Origin of the sequence: Streptomyces sp. NPDC014733 (assembly GCF_043083385.1) — a bacterium.
Taxonomy (GTDB): Bacteria; Actinomycetota; Actinomycetes; order Streptomycetales; family Streptomycetaceae; genus Streptomyces.
In genome coordinates this window covers 470,663-490,086 of sequence record NZ_JBIBYO010000001.1, presented here as the reverse complement: position 1 = coordinate 490,086, position 19,424 = coordinate 470,663, and the positions used below count along the sequence as shown (strand labels likewise).

At 73.4% G+C, this 19,424-nt stretch carries 18 protein-coding genes; 5 read left to right on the top strand and 13 right to left on the bottom strand.

Annotated elements, in window-relative coordinates:
- Positions 1-115 precede the first annotated feature (115 nt).
- The 5 genes from ACF1BH_RS02165 to ACF1BH_RS02145 all read right to left on the bottom strand — a co-directional run bounded on the left by ACF1BH_RS02165 (position 116) and on the right by ACF1BH_RS02145 (position 6,306).
- On the bottom strand, positions 116-844 hold the full coding sequence (locus ACF1BH_RS02165) for a DUF402 domain-containing protein (RefSeq protein WP_391640468.1): 729 nt from the start codon (positions 842-844) through the stop codon (positions 116-118).
- Positions 845-965: 121 nt separating this feature from the next.
- On the bottom strand, positions 966-2,387 hold the full coding sequence (locus ACF1BH_RS02160) for a class II fumarate hydratase (RefSeq protein ID WP_391640467.1): 1,422 nt from the start codon (positions 2,385-2,387) through the stop codon (positions 966-968).
- 140 nt (positions 2,388-2,527) lie between these two features.
- Entirely contained in the window at positions 2,528-3,463 is a 936-nt protein-coding gene (hemC, locus tag ACF1BH_RS02155) for a hydroxymethylbilane synthase (protein WP_391640466.1), read from the bottom strand.
- Between the two features lie 162 nt (positions 3,464-3,625).
- Positions 3,626-4,648 carry an acetamidase/formamidase family protein gene (locus ACF1BH_RS02150; RefSeq protein WP_391640465.1) on the bottom strand — a complete coding sequence of 341 codons (1,023 nt, stop codon included), beginning with the start codon at positions 4,646-4,648 and terminating at the stop codon, positions 3,626-3,628.
- Positions 4,648-6,306: an APC family permease gene (locus ACF1BH_RS02145; protein WP_391640464.1), complete on the bottom strand. Its 1,659-nt coding sequence runs from the start codon at positions 6,304-6,306 to the stop codon at positions 4,648-4,650. The genes ACF1BH_RS02150 and ACF1BH_RS02145 overlap by 1 nt, the downstream gene beginning before the upstream one ends.
- A gap of 221 nt (positions 6,307-6,527) precedes the next feature.
- On the opposite strand from ACF1BH_RS02145, the gene ACF1BH_RS02140 reads away from it, so the two are divergent.
- On the top strand, positions 6,528-6,605 hold the full coding sequence (locus tag ACF1BH_RS02140) for a 50S ribosomal protein bL37 (protein WP_370443954.1): 78 nt from the start codon (positions 6,528-6,530) through the stop codon (positions 6,603-6,605).
- A gap of 74 nt (positions 6,606-6,679) precedes the next feature.
- On the opposite strand, the gene ACF1BH_RS02135 is transcribed toward ACF1BH_RS02140, so the two are convergent.
- From ACF1BH_RS02135 to ACF1BH_RS02125, 3 genes are all read right to left on the bottom strand, one after another.
- A complete protein-coding gene (locus tag ACF1BH_RS02135; RefSeq protein WP_391640463.1) occupies positions 6,680-7,321 on the bottom strand; it encodes a hypothetical protein in 642 nt (213 codons plus the stop codon).
- Positions 7,318-8,004: a hypothetical protein gene (locus ACF1BH_RS02130; RefSeq protein WP_391640462.1), complete on the bottom strand. Its 687-nt coding sequence runs from the start codon at positions 8,002-8,004 to the stop codon at positions 7,318-7,320. The genes ACF1BH_RS02135 and ACF1BH_RS02130 overlap by 4 nt, the downstream gene beginning before the upstream one ends.
- Before the next feature lie 733 nt (positions 8,005-8,737).
- Positions 8,738-10,435 (bottom strand): fumarate hydratase, encoded by a 1,698-nt coding sequence (locus ACF1BH_RS02125; protein WP_391640461.1) that lies wholly within the window; start codon positions 10,433-10,435, stop codon positions 8,738-8,740.
- A 284-nt stretch (positions 10,436-10,719) separates the two neighbouring features.
- Between ACF1BH_RS02125 and ACF1BH_RS02120 the strand changes: the two genes are divergently transcribed.
- Both ACF1BH_RS02120 and ACF1BH_RS02115 read left to right on the top strand, forming a co-directional pair.
- Entirely contained in the window at positions 10,720-11,541 is an 822-nt protein-coding gene (locus tag ACF1BH_RS02120) for a DUF1707 domain-containing protein (protein ID WP_391640460.1), read from the top strand.
- 283 nt (positions 11,542-11,824) lie between these two features.
- Positions 11,825-12,184, top strand: a complete 360-nt coding sequence (locus ACF1BH_RS02115) for a WhiB family transcriptional regulator (RefSeq protein ID WP_030288011.1) — start codon at positions 11,825-11,827, stop codon at positions 12,182-12,184.
- Between the two features lie 89 nt (positions 12,185-12,273).
- On the opposite strand, the gene glpX is transcribed toward ACF1BH_RS02115, so the two are convergent.
- The gene (gene glpX, locus ACF1BH_RS02110; protein WP_391640459.1) at positions 12,274-13,305 is read right to left on the bottom strand and encodes a class II fructose-bisphosphatase; all 1,032 of its coding nucleotides are present in this window, start codon (positions 13,303-13,305) and stop codon (positions 12,274-12,276) included.
- A 203-nt stretch (positions 13,306-13,508) separates the two neighbouring features.
- Here glpX and ACF1BH_RS02105 point away from each other — a divergent pair, with 203 nt between their 5' ends.
- Positions 13,509-14,045: a DUF4245 domain-containing protein gene (locus ACF1BH_RS02105; RefSeq protein ID WP_391640986.1), complete on the top strand. Its 537-nt coding sequence runs from the start codon at positions 13,509-13,511 to the stop codon at positions 14,043-14,045.
- A 100-nt stretch (positions 14,046-14,145) separates the two neighbouring features.
- Here ACF1BH_RS02105 and ACF1BH_RS02100 read toward each other — a convergent pair whose 3' ends face one another.
- The 4 genes from ACF1BH_RS02100 to ACF1BH_RS02085 form a co-directional block, all read right to left on the bottom strand.
- Positions 14,146-14,739, bottom strand: a complete 594-nt coding sequence (locus ACF1BH_RS02100; RefSeq protein ID WP_391640458.1) for a malonic semialdehyde reductase — start codon at positions 14,737-14,739, stop codon at positions 14,146-14,148.
- Positions 14,740-14,980: 241 nt separating this feature from the next.
- Positions 14,981-15,289, bottom strand: a complete 309-nt coding sequence (locus tag ACF1BH_RS02095) for an exodeoxyribonuclease VII small subunit (RefSeq protein ID WP_391640457.1) — start codon at positions 15,287-15,289, stop codon at positions 14,981-14,983.
- Between the two features lie 10 nt (positions 15,290-15,299).
- Positions 15,300-16,547, bottom strand: coding sequence for an exodeoxyribonuclease VII large subunit (xseA, locus tag ACF1BH_RS02090; RefSeq protein WP_391640456.1), 1,248 nt, complete (start codon positions 16,545-16,547; stop codon positions 15,300-15,302).
- 167 nt (positions 16,548-16,714) lie between these two features.
- The gene (locus tag ACF1BH_RS02085; protein WP_391640455.1) at positions 16,715-18,184 is read right to left on the bottom strand and encodes an APC family permease; all 1,470 of its coding nucleotides are present in this window, start codon (positions 18,182-18,184) and stop codon (positions 16,715-16,717) included.
- Between the two features lie 118 nt (positions 18,185-18,302).
- Between ACF1BH_RS02085 and ACF1BH_RS02080 the strand changes: the two genes are divergently transcribed.
- Entirely contained in the window at positions 18,303-19,388 is a 1,086-nt protein-coding gene (locus ACF1BH_RS02080) for a 4-hydroxy-3-methylbut-2-enyl diphosphate reductase (RefSeq protein WP_391640454.1), read from the top strand.
- Positions 19,389-19,424: the final 36 nt, after the last annotated feature.

The window sequence follows — 19,424 nt, the reverse complement described above, 5'->3', positions numbered from 1 at the left end:
AGGGGGCTCGGCGCCCGGCCCACCGCGCAACCGGAGGAGTTGCCCCCAGGCGCGTCTTTCCACCCATCGCCCCGTTCACTCGCCCGACTCCGCCTTTCCTCGCTTCGCCCGCTCACTACCGCAAACGCTCGGGGACACGGTCCCAGTCGTCCGGCAGCGACGGCAGCTCCCACGCCGGATCGGGCCGCCACTCCTCCCAGCCGTCCCGGAACGGCGCGCCCCACTCGGCGATCCGCTCCACCGCCGCCCGGCCCGCGGAGCGCACCCGTGCCGCCTGCTCCGGCGGCATCAGCCCGTCCCGCTGCGCCTGGCCGAACTCGTCCTCGTCCCGCCACTCCCAGCTGTGGTCCGGGTAGACGCACAGATCGAGGAAGTGGTCCTGTGAATCGATGCCGCCCGCCCAACGGACGCGTGGCTCCTCCAGATTCACGTACCAGTTCTTGAACCGCCACTCGCGCTCCCAGAACAGCCATACCGACCACGGCTCGCCGGGCCGCGCCAGCTTCAGCACGCCGGTGCCGAACCAGCGGTCGTACGAGATCCGCCGCGGCCCGGTGTAGCGCGTGGCCAGCGGCTCGCGGTGCACCGGGGTGCCGTCGGCCATCACCGGCTTCACACAGGCGGTGCCCGGCGCCATCCACACCGCCAGCAGGTCCTCGGTGTCCCGGACCACGGTCACCGGGCGGCAGATGTGGAAACGCGTGCCGTCGGCGTTGTCGCGGTAGCGCCACAGGATGTGGGTGCCGGGCGCCCAGCGCGCGGCCGGTACCGCCGCCCGTCGCGGCCCGGGAGCCCCGTGTCCGGCCGGCGCGCCCGCCGTGGTCCCCGTCCTCTCCGCTGTCATGGCCAGATCTTAGGGCCTGCCGCCGCCCTTCCGCCGTCCGCCCGGGAGGTCGCGCGGGCGGCGGCGCGAAGGCGTGCCGCGAGGGCGCCGGCGTACGCCCTGACGTGGGACGTCCACGGCGTCACGGGTGGGTCATCCGCAACACGTCCAGCGCGTCGTCGAGTTGGGCGGCGGTCAGCAGTCCGCGCTCCACATAGCCGCCCTCGTCGACGACCTGACGGATCGTCTTCCGCTCGGCGAGCGCCTTCTTGGCGATCTTCGCTGCCTCCTCGTAGCCGAGGTAGGTGTTGAGCGGGGTGACCACCGACGGGGACGACTCGGCGTATTCGCGGGCGCGTTCGGTGTGGGCGGTGATGCCGTCGACGGTGCGGTCCGCGAGCAGCCGGGCGACGTTGGCCAGCAACCGGACGGACTCCAGGACGTTCTTGGCGATCACCGGGAGCATGACGTTCAGCTCGAAGTTGCCGGCCGCCCCGGCCGCGGCGACCGTTGCGTCGGCGCCCGTGACCTGCGCGGCGACCATCAGCACCGCCTCCGGGATCACCGGGTTGACCTTGCCCGGCATGATCGAGGAGCCGGGCTGGAGGTCGGGCAGGGCGATCTCGGCGAGGCCGGTGCGCGGCCCGGAGGCCATCCAGCGCAGATCGTTGGCGATCTTCGTCAGGCCGACGCCTATGGTCCGCAGCTGGCCGCTGATCTCCACCACGCCGTCGCGCGCCCCCTGCGCCTCGAAGTGGTTGCGCGCCTCGGTGAGCGGCAGTCCGGTGGCGTGGGCGACCCGTTCGATCACCGCGGCGGAGAACCCGGGCGGGGTGTTGATGCCGGTGCCCACCGCCGTGCCGCCCAGGGGGAGTTCGGCGAGCCGGGGCAGCGAGGCGCGCAGCCGCTCGACGCCGTACCGTACCTGCGCGGCGTACCCGCCGAACTCCTGGCCGAGCGTCACCGGCGTCGCGTCCATCAGGTGGGTGCGCCCGGACTTCACCACCTCGGCGAACTCCGCCGCCTTGCGCTCCAGGGCCGCCGCGAGGTGGTCGAGCGCCGGGATCAGATCGCGGGTGACCGCCGCCGTCGCCGCGATGTGGATCGAGGACGGGAAGACGTCGTTGGACGACTGGCTGGCGTTGACCTCGTCGTTGGGGTGGACGGCCCGGCCCAGCCGCTCGCTCGCCAGCGTCGCGATGACCTCGTTGGTGTTCATGTTGGACGAGGTGCCGGAGCCGGTCTGGAAGACGTCGACGGGGAAGTGGTCGTCCCACCGGCCCGCCGCGACCTCCTCCGCCGCCTCGGCCACGGCCCGCGCCACCTCGGGGTCGAGGACCCCCAACTCGGCGTTGACCTCGGCCGCGGCGGCCTTGATCCGCGCCAGCGCCTCGATGTGGGCGCGCTCCAGCCGCTGCCCCGAGATCGGGAAGTTCTCCACCGCCCGCTGGGTCTGGGCCCGCCACTTCGCGTGTGCGGGCACCCGCACCTCGCCCATGGAGTCGTGCTCGATGCGGTACTCCGCACCCGCCGTGCCGTCCTGCCGGTCCGTCCTGTCGCTCACCTTCGCCACCTCCGAACGGGACAGCGTCCGGCGGCTCCGCGGTGTTCCCGACGACGGGTGGTTACCGCGGGTAATGCCCCGGGCGGGCTACGTTTCCGGCGCCCCCTGGGGAGCGCCGGAAACGGCGGCGGATGCCGGACTCAGTGCGCGATGCCGTCGATCAGCTCGCGGGCGCCCTGCCGCAGCAGCGCCACCGCCACCGACGTGCCCAGCGTCGCCGGGTCCAGCCGCCCGGCCCACTCGTGGGCGTTGAGGACCGTCTTGCCGTCGGGCGTGAACACACAGGCGCGCAGCGACAGATCGCCGCCGCGCTCGGCGCGGGCGTACCCGGCGATCGGGGAGTTGCAGTGCCCCTGGAGGACGTGGAGGAACATCCGCTCCGCCGTCGCCTCCCGGTGGGCCGCCGGGTCGCCGAGCGGGCTGATGGCGTCGATCAGCTCCGTGTCGTCCTCGCGGCACTGGAGCGCCAGGATCCCGGCGCCGATCGGCGGGCACATCACGTCCGGCGACAGCACCTCGGTGATCACGTCCGGGCGGCCGATGCGCTCCAGACCGGCGACCGCGAGCAGCAGCGCGTCGGCGTCGCCCGCGGCCAGCTTCTCCATCCGGCGGTTGGCGTTGCCGCGCATCGGCACGCACACCAGATGCGGGTGCGAGGCGGCGAGCTGCGCCCGGCGGCGCACCGAGGAGGTGCCGATACGGGTCCCGGCGGGCAGCTGGTCCAGGGTGAGCCCACCGGGGTGGACGAGCGCGTCGCGCACGTCGTCCCGCTTGAGGAACGCGGCGAACGCCGTCCCGGCGGGCAGCGGACGGTCGGCGGGCACGTCCTTGACGCAGTGCACCGCCAGATCGGCCTCCCCGGCGAGCAGCGCCGCGTCGACCTCCTTGGTGAACGCGCCCTTGCCCTCGACCAGCGACAGATCGCCCAGCCACTTGTCGCCGGTGGTCTTCACGGGGACGACCTCGGTACGCACCCCCGGAAGGAGCGCGGCAAGCTCGGCGCGTACCCGCTCCACCTGGGCGAGCGCCATCGGCGAGTCACGGGAGACGATTCGGATCAACTCAGGGGCGGACATGGCTCCACGATAGGCCGTCGGCCCCGGGAGCCGTGCGGGGCGGGGCCGTGTCCCGCGGGCGGCCGGGACGCGCCGCCATCCGGCGCGCGGGACGCCTCCGCGCGCCGGCCGCGCACGCCCGCGCCGCCCGGTGGCACCCGGCGGCACCGGTGGCCCCGGTGGTCAGCGCAGCGCCGCGGCCCGCCTGCGGAGTTCGGCGTGGAGCCCGCCGTGCACCTCGGCCGGGGGCAGCCACTCCTTGCGGAGCTTGGCGACGCAGGTGTAGTTGCTGTCGCAGACGTTGGCCAGCGGCGACTCCACCGCCTGCGTCACGAACTGGTAAGCGTCCAGCTCGCTCAGCCCGAAGTCCCGGGCCAGCCACTGCACCAGGTCCAGCTGCGAGATGCGGAAGGCGTCCTCCAAGGGGCGCGCCGAACCGGTCGAGATCAGATGGGTGTCGGACTCGATCCGCGGCCAGGGCGTCGCGACGCCCTTCAGCAGCTCCACGATCACCACCGTGTGCATCGCCGTCTCCACGGCGACGCCGCAGGTCTCGCCCTCGCCCTGGCGCGCATGCCCGTCCCCCAGGCTGAACAGCGCCCCCTCGACGTTCACCCCGAGGTAGCAGGTGACGCCGGCGCGCATCTCCGGGGTGTCCATGTTGCCGCCGTGCGCGTCCGGGACGAGCGCGGACCGCGCCTCCAGATTGGCCGGGGCCACCCCGACCGTGCCGTGCATCGGCTCCATGGGGAGCGTCAGCGTGTGGTCGCTGTCCCGGGCGGTGAAGCGGCACAGCCGCCGCTCCCGGTCGAGCTCCCAGATCCAGACCGCCTCCGGGAGCGGCGGATGCAGCGCGGCGGTGGCGTGCGTCGCGGTCAGCGCCCCGAAGAGCGGCACGGTCGTCGACGCCGCCCAGTCCCGCCGCGGTTCGACGGAGACGAAGTGCACCGCCAGGGTGTCCCCTGGCTCGGCGCCCTCGACGTGGAACGGCCCGGTCTGCGGGTTGACGTAGGGGAACTCGCAGACCCGCGAGACCAGGTCGTCGGCGGTGCGCACCCGGCCGCCGAAGCAGTCCTCGGTGAACACGTCCAGGACGGTGCCGGGCGCGATCCGCGCGACGGGCGGCACACCGCCGAACGTCCAGGCGTACTCCTGCGCGGTGGGCCGGACGGTGAGCACTCGCGGGGTGTCGGCGGTGTCGGTCATCAGGACTCCTCGTCGTGGGACGGATCGGACGGGACGGCGGGCCGGGCCGCGTCCGGGCGCGTGGCGGGCCCGGACGCGCCGGGGCGTGCGGAGGAGCGGGGTACGCCGGGGCGTGCGGGGGTGCCGGGTGCGCCGGGGCGTGCGGTCGGTCCGGACGCGCCCGCCGCCCCCTCACCCGTCCCCTCCGCCGCCTCGATCCCGACCAGCCCGGCCGCCGCCAGCGCGTCCGGCCGCCGGCGCCGCACCCCCGCGACCACGACGAGCCCGACGGCCGTCCAACCGGCCACCACCGCCCCCGCGTACGAGACCGGTGAGGTCAGCTTCTCGACGAACGGGAAAGCCGGGATCCCGGCGGCGGTGAGCAGCGCCGGGGTGAACGCGGCGATGCCCAGCAGCGGGAGCAGCAGATGGCGCACCGGGCGGAACGCGGCGCGGTGACGGCGCAGGAAGTACCCCGCGCAGGCGGCGTTGGTCAGCAGGTAGACCGCGATGATCGCGACCACCACCACCGTCGCCAGCAGCAGGAACGCGGTCCGTGGGCCGTACGCCGCCCCCAGGAGCAGCGCCGTGCCCAGCGCGATGGCGAACTGCGCCGCCAGCCCCACCACGGGCGAGCGGTGCACCGGGTGCAGCCGCGCGAAGGCCCGCGGGAAGAGCCCGTCCCGGCCCAGCGCGAAGGCGGTCCGGGTCGAGGCGTTGGTGGCCGCATTGGCGTTGGCGACCGTGGAGTTGACCACCGCCAGGAAGATCAGCACCCAGAAGATCCCGTACGAGGCGCGGGCCACCCCGTCCCAGGACGCCGCTCCGGACGGCCCGAAGGAGGCGAACGCGTCCGGCCCCACGTACACCGTGATCGCATACGTCGTCAGGACGAACAGCAGCCCGACGGAGAGCGCCGCCCCGAGGACCGCGCGGCGCAGCGTACGGCGCGGATCGCGGGTCTCCTCGGCCAGCGGGGCCGCCGCCTCGAACCCGGCGAACGCCAGCACCGTGTAGACCGACCCCGCGATGACCCCGGAGAGCCCCGGATGGTCTGGCGGGGTGTGCGAGGTGGTGAACACCGTCAGGGTGTTGTGCCGCCCGGCGGCCGCGATCAGCAGCACCGCGAGCACCACGAAGACCAGCACCTCGAACACGCCGAGCACGGTGCCGAACCGCGCCGACGCCCTTATCCCGTAGAACCCCGTCGCCACGATGAGCACCGCCCCGGCGACCGCCCACGGCCACCACAGGTCCGCCGGATATCCGGGCCACTCCTGATGCAGCGTGTCCGCGACCGTGAACCCCAACTGGAGCAGCAGCAACCCCGGTACGAGCGCCTCGACCAGCAGATACGTCCACGCCACCAGGAAGCCGAGGGCGGGGTGCAACCCCTGGGCGCTGTACGTCGCCACCGAACCGGCCGACGGCAGCTGCCGCGCCAGCTCCGCGACGGACGAGGCGGTGAACAGGCAGGCGACCAGAGCGATCAGCACCGACAGGGGCAGCGCGCCGCCCGCGTACGCCGCCCCCGCCGGGATCGACACCGCGACGGCGGCGGCCGGAGCCATCGACGTCACGCTCTGGAACAGCACCTCCCGCAGCCCCACGGCGTCCCGCCGCAGCCCCGGACCGCCCCCGCCCGTCCTCTGCCGTCCCGCGTGTCCCAGCTGTGCCACGGCCGCCCCCGCACCTCATGACGTTACGGACCCCCGCAGCGTAGGGAGGCCCGCTCCGGGGACGGAAGGGGCCATACGGTCAGCGTTCCGACGCTCCCCGGGGCGCGCCGGCGGACCCGGCAGGCGCCCCGGGACCTGCGCCGACGGCGAAATCGCGTCGCGGGCCCCCGGTGTGCAAGGGTGGAATCTCGTCGAAAGCACCTCGGTGAAGGGAGAAGCGCATGTCCTCGAAGCGACGCCGCAAGAAGAAGGCACGCCGCAAGAACGGTGCCAACCACGGCAGCAGGCCCCAGTCCTGAACCGTCGGTTCCATCCCGGCAACGCCGATGCCCCGCGCCTCTGTTGAGGGCGGGGCATCGGCGTGCGCGGACGGCTACGCGCCGGGTGGTGCGCCGGGCGGCGCGTACGGCGCCTGCGGTCCCGGCGGACCGTACGGCGGCGCCTGCGGGCTCGCGGGGACGCCCGGAGGCGGGGTGGCGGCCCGCCGCCTGTCCGACCGGGCGTAGTACAGCCGCACCGCCACCGCGCCCCCGAGGAACACGACCGCGGCGACGGCCTCGAGGACGGCGGGACGACCCGAACGGAAGCCGCTGATCGCCGCGTACCCGGCGGCCAGGCCCAGCATCACCAGGGCCCAGACCTGGCGTGAGCGCGCACCGGGGTTGGGCGCCTTCGACAGGGGGCCGACCGGAGGCGGCGGGCCGAAGCCGGGCGCCGGTGCGGGGCCCGTGGTGCGCCGCATGACCAGGTACGGCGGCGCGCCCCGCCAGGTCTCCCAGCGGACGACGGCGTAGCCGTGCCGGTGGCCGAGCAACGCCGTCTCCTCGGCGGTCATCCCCGTCCCGGTGGTCCGCACCCGGACCTCCGGCCGCCCGTCGAAGGAGCGGAGGACCTCCTCCCGGCGTCTGCGCCGTTGGGACGCGGTGCCCACGAAGTCGCTCCAGCCGGAGACCGCGACGGCGACGGCGCCGCCGAACGCGAGGAGGGCGACGATCAGGGTGATCAGCATGGTCATGCCGCATCTTCCCAGCCGGCCCCCGCCCCGGCCGGCGCCCGGTCCCGCACTCCCTCCGGCACGAACCGCAGGCTCCGCAGAAACGGCAGCACCAGCGCCCAGTGCTCCGCCCAGGGGTCGGCGCCCGGCGCGCTGAACACCACCGTGGCCAACGACTGCGCCCCGGGGACGGCCTCCGGCGGGACGGGGATGAACACCTGGAGCTGGGCCGTCGCGGCGGATGAGTCCGCCGAACCGGCCGCGTCCGGCCCCGCGCCACCGGTGGACACGCGCGCGGGCTCCGGCCGCCGTACGGTGAACGCCGCGGTGCCGCACGGCAGTTCCAGGGTGCGGGCGTCCGTACCGGAGCCGCGTTCGGCGAGGACGGTGCCGATGCCCGCGAGCGCGGCGGCGGTGTCCCGGTAGGTGAGCGGGGAGAGCCCGAGCGTCAGCGTCCCCACCGACCAGGCGCCGCGGAACCGGCGGAAGCAGGTGGCGGCGTAGCGGATGTCCGTGGTGGCGAGCAGCGCCGAGGTCTTCTCGTACGCCGCGGCGAGCGGGGCGATCCGCCCGGGCGGCGGAACGGTCCCGCCCTCGGCTTCCAGGTGCGCTCTCACCTCGGCTTCCGCCTGCGCGGGGGAGAGCCCGGGAACGACTTCCCGGAAGACCGACGGAATCTCGAAGGCGATGCCTGTCGCACTCATTCGAATCACCATGATCGCTGGACTGTCGACTGCCGGCTGTCGTGGGAATTACTGCCGCGTAACCCTCCGGACGCGGCCCGCGCGGACCGTCCGGACGGCAGCGCCGACCGGAAACCGGCGTCGGGGAGAGGGATACCGGAGAGGTGAGGGACTTCGGCCGCGGTGCCGCGTCCGCGGTGCCGCGTCCGCCGTGCCGCCATTACCGCCGGAGGCTTTACGGAAAGGCGGGCCGGGCGCGGGAAATGTTCACCGCCGGGGGCTGCGTTCCGCGCGCCGTACGGCCCGGGCAGGGGCCCGAACGGGCGGCTTCGGCCTCGTGGCGGTGGTTCAGGGAGCGGGCGGAAAGGCCGCGCCGAGCCGGTGCATCCGGCGTTCGGTGCGATTTCTCGGCAGGCGCGGCTGACCGTCGCCGACCGTGAAATCCCTGGAATCGGACCGGTACATCGATGACTCCCGTACGACGAACCGCGCAGCGACCGGCATTCCCGGCCGATAAAGCCACCCGAGGCTAACACGGCGCTATTGCGCGACCGAGCGGAGTCGGCGCCGGCAACTCCCTTGCGGCTGCGGGGAATTCCCCGGAATCGGACGCCGGGGGAAATACCGTCAGGCCGGGGAGAAAGACCGGCGGAACGCGTCCGGCCGCCACCCCGTGCGGGGTGACGGCCGGATCGGAAGGGCGCGCCCAGGGCGGCGCGGGGCGCACGCGGTGCCCGCGCACGCCCCCGGGTGGCTACGCCCCCTGACGCACCGGGATGCTGGTGAACGTCGGCGCGGGCGCCGGGTCCTGGAAGAAGTCGTTGCCCTTGTCGTCGACGACGATGAAGGCGGGGAAGTCCTCGACCTCGATCCGCCAGACCGCCTCCATGCCCAGCTCCTCGTACTCCAGGACCTCGACCTTCTTGATGCAGTCCTGGGCGAGGCGGGCCGCCGGGCCGCCGATGGAGCCGAGGTAGAAGCCGCCGTGCGCCGCGCAGGCGTCGGTGACCTGCTGGGAGCGGTTGCCCTTGGCGAGCATGATCTTCGAGCCGCCGGCCGCCTGGAACTGCTCGACGTACGCGTCCATCCGGCCCGCGGTCGTCGGGCCGAACGAACCGGAGGCGAAGCCCTCGGGCGTCTTGGCCGGACCGGCGTAGTACACCGGGTGGTTCTTCAGGTACTCCGGCATCTCCTCGCCGGCGTCCAGCCGCTCCTTGATCTTCGCGTGGGCGATGTCGCGGGCGACGACCAGCGTGCCGGTGAGCGACAGCCGCGTCTTGACCGGGTGCTTGGTCAGCTCGGCGAGCATCTCGTCCATCGGGCGGTTCAGGTCGACCTTCACCGCGTCGAGGTCCGGGCCCGCGCCCTCGGTCAGCTCCTCCTCGGTGGTCTCCGGGAGGAAGCGCGCCGGGTCGGTCTCCAGCTGCTCCAGGAAGACGCCCTCGGCGGTGATCTTCGCGACCGCCTGCCGGTCCGCGGAGCAGGACACCGCGATGGCGACCGGGCAGGACGCGCCGTGCCGCGGCAGCCGCACCACCCGCACGTCGTGGCAGAAGTACTTGCCGCCGAACTGCGCGCCGATGCCGATCTTCTGCGTCAGCTCGAAGACCTTGTCCTCCAGCTCCTTGTCGCGGAAGCCGTGGCCGGTCGGCGAACCCTCGGCGGGCAGCTCGTCGAGGTAGTGCGCGGACGCGTACTTGGCGGTCTTCAGCGCGTACTCGGCGGAGGTGCCGCCGACGACGATCGCCAGGTGGTACGGCGGGCAGGCGGCCGTGCCCAGCGAACGGATCTTCTGCTCCAGGAACTTCATCATGGAGCCCTCGTTGAGGACCGCCTTGGTCTCCTGGAAGAGGAACGACTTGTTGGCGCTGCCGCCGCCCTTGGCCATGAAGAGGAACTTGTAGGCGTCACCGTCGGTCGCGTACAGCTCGATCTGCGCCGGGAGGTTGGAGCCGGTGTTCTTCTCGTCCCACATGGTCAGCGGGGCCATCTGCGAGTACCGCAGGTTGAGCTGGGTGTACGCGTCGAAGATGCCTCGCGAGAGGGCCTCTTCGTCGCCGCCCTCGGTGAGCACCTGCTGGCCGCGCTTGCCCATGACGATGGCGGTGCCGGTGTCCTGGCACATCGGGAGCACGCCCGCCGCCGCGATGTTGGCGTTCTTCAGCAGGTCCAGCGCGACGAACCGGTCGTTGGCGCTGGCCTCCGGGTCGTCGAGGATCTTGCGGAGCTGCGCGAGGTGGGTGGGGCGCAGGTAGTGGGCGATGTCGTGCATCGCCTCGGCCGCCAGCTTGCGCAGCGCCTCCGGCTCGACCTTGAGGAACGTACGGCCGTCCGCCTCGAAGGTGCTCACGCCCTCCGACGTGACCAGGCGGTACCGGGTGGTGTCCGCGCCTACGGGAAGCAGGTCGGTGTAGGCGAATGCGGGGCCGGAGGGGCGGGAGACGGGGGACATGAAGGCCAATCCTCACTCGACAGGGGGTTCCGCTGGCATCTGCGGCAGCACCGACCAGCGTAGAACCCTGGCGCGACGCGATGGCTGTGAGGTAAGGCTCAGTTACCGGGACGGTGTGCGGGAGGCGGCGGCGCGCTCCGGAGGCCGACCCCGACGCGCCCCGGAGGCCCACCCCGAGACGTCCCTGAGGCCGACCCTGACGTGCCCCGGAAGTTTGCCGCCGGGGCGACCTGATGCCTCGAATCCCTGTTCGCGATGTATCGCGTTTGGGTATGTTGGGCCACGTGGATGCTGAGAACCGGGGGACCGACCCCGCGACCCCCGCCGGACCGCGCGACAGCGGTCGGCAGCCCGCCCCGCAGGAACGGCGGCCGGTCGACATGACCAAGCCCGTCGCCGAGGCGGACCTCCGGGCGTCGGACGCGGACCGCGACCGGATCGCCGAGATCCTGCGCGAGGCGCTGGCCGAGGGGCGGCTGGACGCCGAGGAGCACGCCGAGCGGATCGACGCGGTCTACCGCGCCAAGACCCTGGGCGAGCTGGAGCCGGTGGTGCGCGATCTGCCCGCACCGGACCGCGCGGCGCCCTCGCGGGCCGCCGCCGAGGCGCATGCCGCGCCGGTGCCGGACCAGAGCCTGGTCGCGGTCTTCAGCGCCTCGACCCGTAAGGGCCGCTGGCGGGTGCCGGGGCGGATCAACGCCGTGGCGATCTTCGGCAGCGTGGAGATCGACCTGACCGAGGCGCTCTTCCCGCAGCAGCACGTGCAGATCAACGTCACCGCGATCTTCGGCAGTGTCGAGATCCGCGTCCCGGAGAACCTCACCCTGCGCAGCAGCGGCTCCGGGGTGCTGGGCTCCTTCGAGGTGGTGACCAACGACGCGGTCGAGCCGGACGCCCCGGTCGTCCAGGTCAACGGCTACGCCGTGCTGGGCAGCGTGGAGGCCAGGCCCAAGCGCGGCGCCTGGGTCCGCAACCTCATAGGCAAGCTGCTCGACGACCCCCACCAGCTGCGCAACCAGCTCCGTGAGGACCGCCGCGACCGCCACGCCGCCCGGCGCGCGGAGCGGTACGACCGCCACGACCGCTTCCGCAAGGACGGCGACTGACGAGGGACCGGGCGAGGCCCGGAGGGCCCGGTACGGCGCGGCGCCGGCCCCGGTCGGCGGCGTCCGCCGGACGGTCCGGGCTGCCCGCCCGCGGCGGTTCCCGGCGCGGCGTACGGCGGTGCTCCGGCCCCCTTCCCGATCACCACGGTGTGCATAAGCGTGGGTACAGCGGGTAGGGCTGGGGGCATCGTCTCTCGTACGGCGGCGGGCTGCGAAGTGCCGTGCGCAGAGGGACGGACCAGGGTGCCGCCCACTTCGCCGAAGCCTTCGTCAGGAGTAGACCGTGCTGCTACCGCAACAGCCCCTGCAGGCCGCCGCTGCCGTCCCGTCCCAGCGAGTTCCCTCACGCGACGAGGCAGGTCCCTGGCATGCCGAGGCCGCCTGCCGCCGGGACGAGGCCGGACTCTTCTTCGCCCCGTCCAAGGAGCCCACCGCCGCCCGGCTGGCGCGCGAGGAGGCGGCGAAGCGGGTCTGTGCCCGCTGTCCCGTGATGCTCGAATGCCGCGAGCACGCCCTGCTCCAGCCCGAGCCGTACGGCGTCTGGGGTGGTCTGACCGCCGCCGAGCGCCGCGTCGTCCTCACCCGGCGCCGCCGCCGGGAGGCCGACATCCCGCGGCAGACCCGGATGCCGGCGGCGGGCTGAGCCCGGGCCCGGGCGCCGCGGCGCGTGCGTCCCGGAGCAGCCGTACGGCTCCCGCCGGGACGCACACGAGGTGGCGCCCGTCGCGTTGATCAGCTGGGGCGCTCGAAGTCCACGGTGCTGTACGCGCGCAGCTTCGACAGCCGGTGCTGCGAGTCGATCTGGCGGATCGTGCCGGACTTCGAGCGCATCACCAGGGACTGCGTGTAGGCGGTGTCCGCGCGGTAGCGGACGCCGCGCAGCAGCTCGCCGTCGGTGATGCCGGTGGCCACGAAGAAGACGTTGTCGCCCTTGACGAGGTCGTCGATGGCCAGGACCTTGTCCAGGTCGTGCCCGGCGTCGAGGGCGCGCTGCCGCTCCCCGTCGTCCTTCGGCCACAGCTTGCCCTGGAAGGCGCCGCCCATGCACTTCAGCGCACAGGCCGCGATGATGCCCTCGGGGGTGCCGCCGATGCCGAGCAGCAGGTCGACGCCGGTGCCCTCGCGGGCAGCCATGATCGCGCCGGCCACGTCGCCGTCCGCGATGAACTTGATGCGGGCGCCGGCCTCCCGGACCTCCTTGACCAGGCCCTCGTGGCGCGGCCGGTCCAGGATGACGACGGTGACGTCCTCGACGGTGGAGCGCTTGGCCTTGGCGATGCGCTTGATGTTCACCGCGACCGGCGCGTTGATGTCGACGAAGTCGGCGGCCTCGGGGCCGGTGGCGAGCTTGTCCATGTAGAAGACCGCGGACGGGTCGAACATGGAGCCGCGCTCGGCCACGGCCATCACGGAGACGGCGTTGGCCATGCCCTTGGCGGTGAGCGTGGTGCCGTCGACCGGGTCGACGGCCACGTCGCACTCGGGGCCGGTGCCGTCGCCGACGCGCTCGCCGTTGTAGAGCATCGGGGCGTTGTCCTTCTCGCCCTCGCCGATGACGACCACGCCGTCCATCGACACGGTGTGGATCAGGGCGCGCATCGCCTTGACCGCCGCACCGTCGGCGCCGTTCTTGTCACCACGCCCGACCCACCGGCCCGACGCCATGGCGCCGGCCTCGGTGACCCGGACCAACTCCAGGGCGAGGTTGCGGTCGGGGGCCTCGGGGCTGACTTCCAGGGGGGACGGGAGCTGATGCTCGGACACGAGCGCACCTTTCTGTACGGCTACTGCCGCAGGTCTGAGGGTGCTGCCGATTTTATCGTCATGCTGCGAAAGTGAGCAGGCGGCCCTTCGCATGAGCGGAGCGGCGACCGGCGGTGACAGGCCGCATCCCGGGCGCGCCACGGCGTCCCGGGGGCCGTGTCCTGATCGTCCGGGTCATGGGGGACCATAGGGACGTGGCTGGAATGCGAGGCAGACAAACGGTACGGGACATGGTCCTGTCGCTGGCGGTGATCGGCGTGCTCGTCGCGGCGATCTACTACTTCATCCCGCACGACGACAGCGGCGCCGCGGAGCAGAACGCGGTCAAGACCGTCGACACCCGCGTCGAGGTCATCACGGCCCGCCGGGCGGCGCCGTACCCGGTCGCCGCGCCGGAGGGGCTGCCGAAGACCTGGCGCGCCACCTCCGTGTCGTACCGCGCGAGCGACGACGGCAAGGGCGGCGCCTGGCATCTCGGGATGCTCGACCCGGAGCAGCAGTACGCCGCGGTGGAGCAGAGCGACGCGCCGGCGGAGCAGTTCATCAAGGACGTCACGCTCGGCGCCGAGCGGGCCAAGGGCGAGCAGGCCGTCGGCAGCAAGAAGTGGGAACGCTACAAGGGCGAGAAGTACAACGCGCTGGTGCGCAAGGAGACCGGTGTGACCACGGTCGTCACCGGCACCGCGCCGTACGGCCGGCTCGCCGAGCTGGCCGCCGCCCTGGTGGCGAAGAAGGGCTGACCGGGCCCGCGCCCGGAGAGACGGCGAAGGCCGCCGCACCCTGAGGGGAGCGGCGGCCTCTCGCGTGCCGGGGGCCGCCGGGTGCGGCGGCCGTCCGGGCTCAGATCGTGGTGACGGCTTCGGTGTACTCCAGGCGCGGCGAGCGGGGGAAGAAGGCGTCCGGGCCCGGCTTGCCGAAGTTGATGACGAGGAAGGACTTCTGCTTGCCGTCGCCGAAGAACTCCTTGTCGACGGCGGCGAAGTCGAAGCCGGTCATCGGGCCGGCGGCCAGACCGGCGGCGCGGATGCCGAGGATGAAGTAACCGGCCTGCAGCGTGGCGTTCTGGGTGCCGGCGACCTCGCGGACGGCCGCCTCGGAGAAGAAGGCGTCCTTGACGCCCGGGGCGTGCGGGAAGAGCTGCGGCAGCTTCTCGTGGAAGTCGAGGTCCACGGAGAGGATCGCGGTCAGCGGCGCGGCCAGCGTCTTCGGGCCGTTGGCGCCCATGGCGTGGGCGACCAGGCGCTTACGGGCGTCCTCGGAGCGGACCAGCGTGAGGCGCAGCGGCGACTGGTTGAAGGCGGTCGGGGCGAACTTCACCAGGTCGTAGATGGCCTGGACCTGCTCGTCCGTCACCGGCTCGTCCGTGAACGTGTTGGCGGTCTGGGCCTCGCGGAAGAGGAGGTCCTGAGCGGCGGCGTCAAGGGCGAGAGACATGGAAGCACCTCGGTGAGTCAGATGGGGGAGGGTCGGCGCTGCCGATCCGGTGTGTCTAGGTGCTCCACTGTAGCGGAATTAGATTAATCTTCAACTAAAATCCCGGGGGTGTGAGAGGGCTCACGGTGTGGTGTACGAGGTGCCGTGCGGCGGGCGGCGCCGCGGGCCGGTGGCCGGGTGCGGGCCCGTCGCCGGGTGCGGGCCGGTGGGCCGAAGAGGGCGGCCCCGGCCGTCCCGCGGCTCAGCCCCGGTCGCCGTCCCCGTCGGCCGCGTCGGACTCCGCGAGGGCCGCGTCCAGGCGGGCGCGGGCACCGTCCAGCCAGCGGCGGCAGACCTTGGCCAGCTCCTCGCCGCGCTCCCAGAGGGCCAGCGACTCCTCCAGCGTCGTACCGCCGGCCTCCAGGGAGCGGACGACCTCGATCAGCTCGTCCCGCGCCTGCTCGTAGCCGAGGGTGGAATCCACGGGCGCCACGGGCTCGGCGGCCTGCTCACCGGCCGCACCGCACTCCGCGTCCGCCATCTCGTCCGTCTCCGCCTTCGCCTTCGCCATGCCGTCCAGACTATGCGCTGGGTGTGACAGCGCTGTTGCCGTCGCCGGTGTCCTCGGTGACCCGTACCGCGAAGGCGCCCTCGGACACCCGCGCCCGCAGCTCCTCGCCGTCCGTCACCTCGGCGGGGGAGCGCACCGCCGTGCCGTCGCCCCGCTGCAGGACGGCGTAACCGCGCTCCAGCGTCGCCTTCGGGGAGAGCGCGACGACCCGGGCGCGGGTGTGCGAAAGCTCCGAGTCGGCGCGGTCCAGCAGATGGCCGAGGGTCCGGCGGCCCCGGCCGAGCAGCGCGTCGACCTGCTCGGCGCGCTCCGCCACCATCCGCTGCGGATGGCGTATCGACGGGCGGCTCAGCGCCGCCGCGAGCCCCCGCTCCTCCCGCTCCAGGAAACCGCCGACCGCGCGCAGCGCCCGCTCGCGCAGCTGCCGCACCCGCGTCAGCTCCTCGCCGACGTCCGGGACGACCTTCTTCGCCGCGTCGGTCGGGGTGGAGGCCCGCAGGTCGGCGACGAGGTCGAGCAGCGGGGTGTCCGGTTCGTGGCCGATCGCGGAGACGACCGGGGTGCGGGCCTCGCCGACCGTGCGCACCAGCCGCTCGTCGGAGAACGGCAGCAGGTCCTCCACGCTGCCGCCGCCGCGCGCCACGATGATGACGTCCACCTCGGGCAGCGCGTCCAGCTCCCGCACCGCCTCGATGACCTCGGGCACCGCGCGCGCACCCTGGACGGGGACGTTCCGCACCGCGAAGCGGACGGCCGGCCAGCGGTGCCGGGCGTTCTCCAGCACATCCCGCTCGGCGGCGCTGGCCCGGCCGCAGACCAGACCGATCAGCTGCGGCAGGAACGGCAGCGGCCTCTTGCGGTCCAGGGCGAACAGGCCCTCTGCCGCCAGCGACTTCTTCAGCTGCTCCAGGCGCGCCAGCAACTCGCCCACCCCGACCGGCTTGATCTCCGCGGCCCGCAGCGACAGCTGGCCGCGCGGGGCGTACCACTCCGGCTTGGCGTGCACCACCACCCGGGCGCCCTCGCTGACCACGTCCGCCACCTGGTCGAAGACCCGGCGGTAGCACGTCACGCTCAGCGAGATGTCGTGCGACGGGTCGCGCAGCGTCAGGAAGACCACGCCGGCGCCCGGCCGCCGCGACAGCTGGGTGATCTGCCCCTCGACCCAGACGGCACCGAGCCGGTCGATCCACCCGCCGATCAGCCGCGACACCTGACCGACCGGGATCGGCGCTTCGGGAGACGTGGAGAGAGCCATACCGGCGAGAGTATCGGCGACCGGTGACAACGGCGGGGCCTCGGACGACGGCGGGCCCGGCGCCGAGGCCCCTGCGTGGGGCGCGAGGCCCGGCCCCGCGCCCGGCGGCGAAGCCCGCACCCCGGCAACGAAGCCCCGCCCCAACCGCCCCGGAAGGCGGCCCCCGCCTACCGTCCCGCCGCCCCCTCCCGCCGTCCCCGCCAGAACTGGAACGCCAGCACCCCCAGCCCCGCCGCCAGCCACACCGCGCCCACCAACTGGGCCGTCCGGGACGCCTCGACGATCACCGCGACCACCACGGCCAGGCCCACCACCGGCACCACCACGTGCCGCAGCACGCTCGGGACCTCGGCGCGCCGCCGGACCCGGAACCAGCCGATCACCGACGCGTGCAGCAGCGCGAACGCGGTCAGCGCGCCCACGTTCACGATCGACGACAGATGGTCGAGCCCGTCGTCCCGCCGCGCCGCCCACACCGCGGCGACCAGCGTCACCGCCGCCGCGCCCAGCAGCGCCCGGCGCGGCACCCCGCTGCCCACGTCCACCTTGGCCATCGCCCCCGGCAGCCGCCGGTCCCGGGCCATCGCGAAGAGCAGCCGCCCGGCCGCCGCCTGCCCGGCCAGCGCCGCGAACGCCGCGCCCAGCGCCTTGCTCGCCGCCACCAGATCGTGCAGCCAGCCGCCCACCGACGCATCGACCGTCGTGTAGAACGCCGCGCCCTGCTCACCCGGCTTCGCCGCCAGTTCCGCCGCCGGCATCGGGGCCAGCAACGCCGCCAGATACGTCTGCACCGCGAACAGCACACCGGCCACCACCAGGCAGGTGAGCACCGCCCGCGCCACCCGGTCCGCGCCCCGCTGCCCGGCGCCCGCCGCCGGTCCGCGCGCCCCCCGGGCCTCCTCCGCGAACGCCGCGATGGCGTCGAAGCCGAGATACGACAGCACCGCCACCGACACCGCGGCCAGCACCGCCGTCATGGAGAAGGCACCCTCGCCGGTCAGCGGCGCCGCCCAGCCGCGCTGCGCGCCGTGCGCCACCAGCTCCACCACCGCGGCGACCACGAACACCGCCAGCACCGCGATCTCCATCGCCAGCACCGCGAACCCGACGACCGCCGCCGTCCGCACCCCCCACAGGTTCAGCAGCGTCGTCACCACCACGGCCAGCGCCGTCCACACCCACTGGTGCACCTCCGGGACGAGCGCATGCATCGCGATCCCCGAGAAGAGGTACGCCACCGCCGGGATCAGCAGATAGTCCAGCATCGCCATCCACCCGGCGACGAACCCGGCGCCCTCGCCCAGCCCCACCCGCGCGTACGTGTAGACCGACCCCGCCTGCGGCGCCACCCGCACCATCTGCGCGTACGAGTACGCCGTGAACGCCATCGCCACCGTCGCGACGAGATAGACGAGGGTGACCGCCCCGCCCGACTTGGCCTGGAGCGTGCCGAAGATCCCGACCGGCGCCATCGGGGCGATGAACAGCAGTCCGTAGACGATCAGATCCCGGAAGGTGAGCGTCCGCCGCAGCCCCGGAGTGCCGGTGGCGCCCTGCGCCGCGTCGGCCACCGACCCGTCCCCGCCGCCCGCCGGCCCCCCGGCCGTCCCGCTCGCCGTGTCGTCCGTCCCCGGCATACCGCCTCCTCGCTCGTGTCCGCGAAGTCCGGCCCGCGCGCGATGCCCGGTACGTACCCTCGCGGCCCTCAGTCTGGGCCACCGGAGCGATCTCTGTGCGGTGCGCTACGCCCGTACGATGGGACGCATGACTGCTACGCCCGGCCCGTCACCCGCCACCGCCGCGAGCGGAGACGCCCCGCGTCACGGTGACACCCCGCAGCCCGCAAGCACCCCGAGCGCGGACGCCCCGCGCGAGCGCCGGCGGGTCCTGCTCGCCGCCCCCCGCGGCTACTGCGCAGGGGTGGACCGCGCGGTGATCGCCGTCGAGAAAGCCCTGGAGCAGTACGGCGCTCCCGTGTACGTACGCCACGAGATCGTGCACAACAAGTACGTCGTGAAGACCCTGGAGAAGAAGGGCGCCATCTTCGTCGACGAGACGGCGGAGGTCCCCGAGGGCAACATCGTCATCTTCTCCGCCCACGGCGTCGCCCCGGCCGTCCACGAGGAGGCGCGCCGCGGCAAGCTCGCCACCATCGACGCGACCTGCCCGCTGGTCACCAAGGTCCACAAGGAAGCGGTCCGGTACGCCAAGGAGGACTACGACATCCTCCTCATCGGCCACGAGGGCCACGAAGAGGTCATCGGCACCAGCGGCGAGGCGCCCGACCACATCACGCTGGTCGACGGCCCCGAGGACGTCAAGAACGTCGAGGTCCGCGACCCGGACAAGGTCGTCTGGCTCTCCCAGACCACCCTCTCCGTCGACGAGACCATGGAGACGGTCGGCGCCCTCAAGGGCCGCTACCCCAACCTCCTCTCGCCGCCCAGCGACGACATCTGCTACGCCACCCAGAACCGCCAGATCGCGGTCAAGCAGATGGGCGCCGACGCCGACCTCGTCATCGTCGTCGGCTCCAAGAACTCCTCGAACTCCGTCCGCCTCGTCGAGGTCGCCCTCGGCGCCGGCGCCAAGGACGCCCATCTGGTCGACTACGCCGACGAGATCGACGAGAGCTGGCTCGACGGCGTCACCACCGTCGGCGTCACCTCCGGCGCCTCCGTCCCCGACGTCCTCGTCCACGGCGTCCTCGACTGGCTCGCCGAGCGCGGCTACGACGACGTCGAGACGATCACCGCGGCGGAGGAGTCCATCGCCTTCTCGCTGCCCAAGGAGCTCCGCCGCGACCTGCGCGCGGAGGCCAAGGCGGCCACGGAGGGCTGAACGCCGCAGCCCCCGGGAACCGGCCGCCGTACGCAT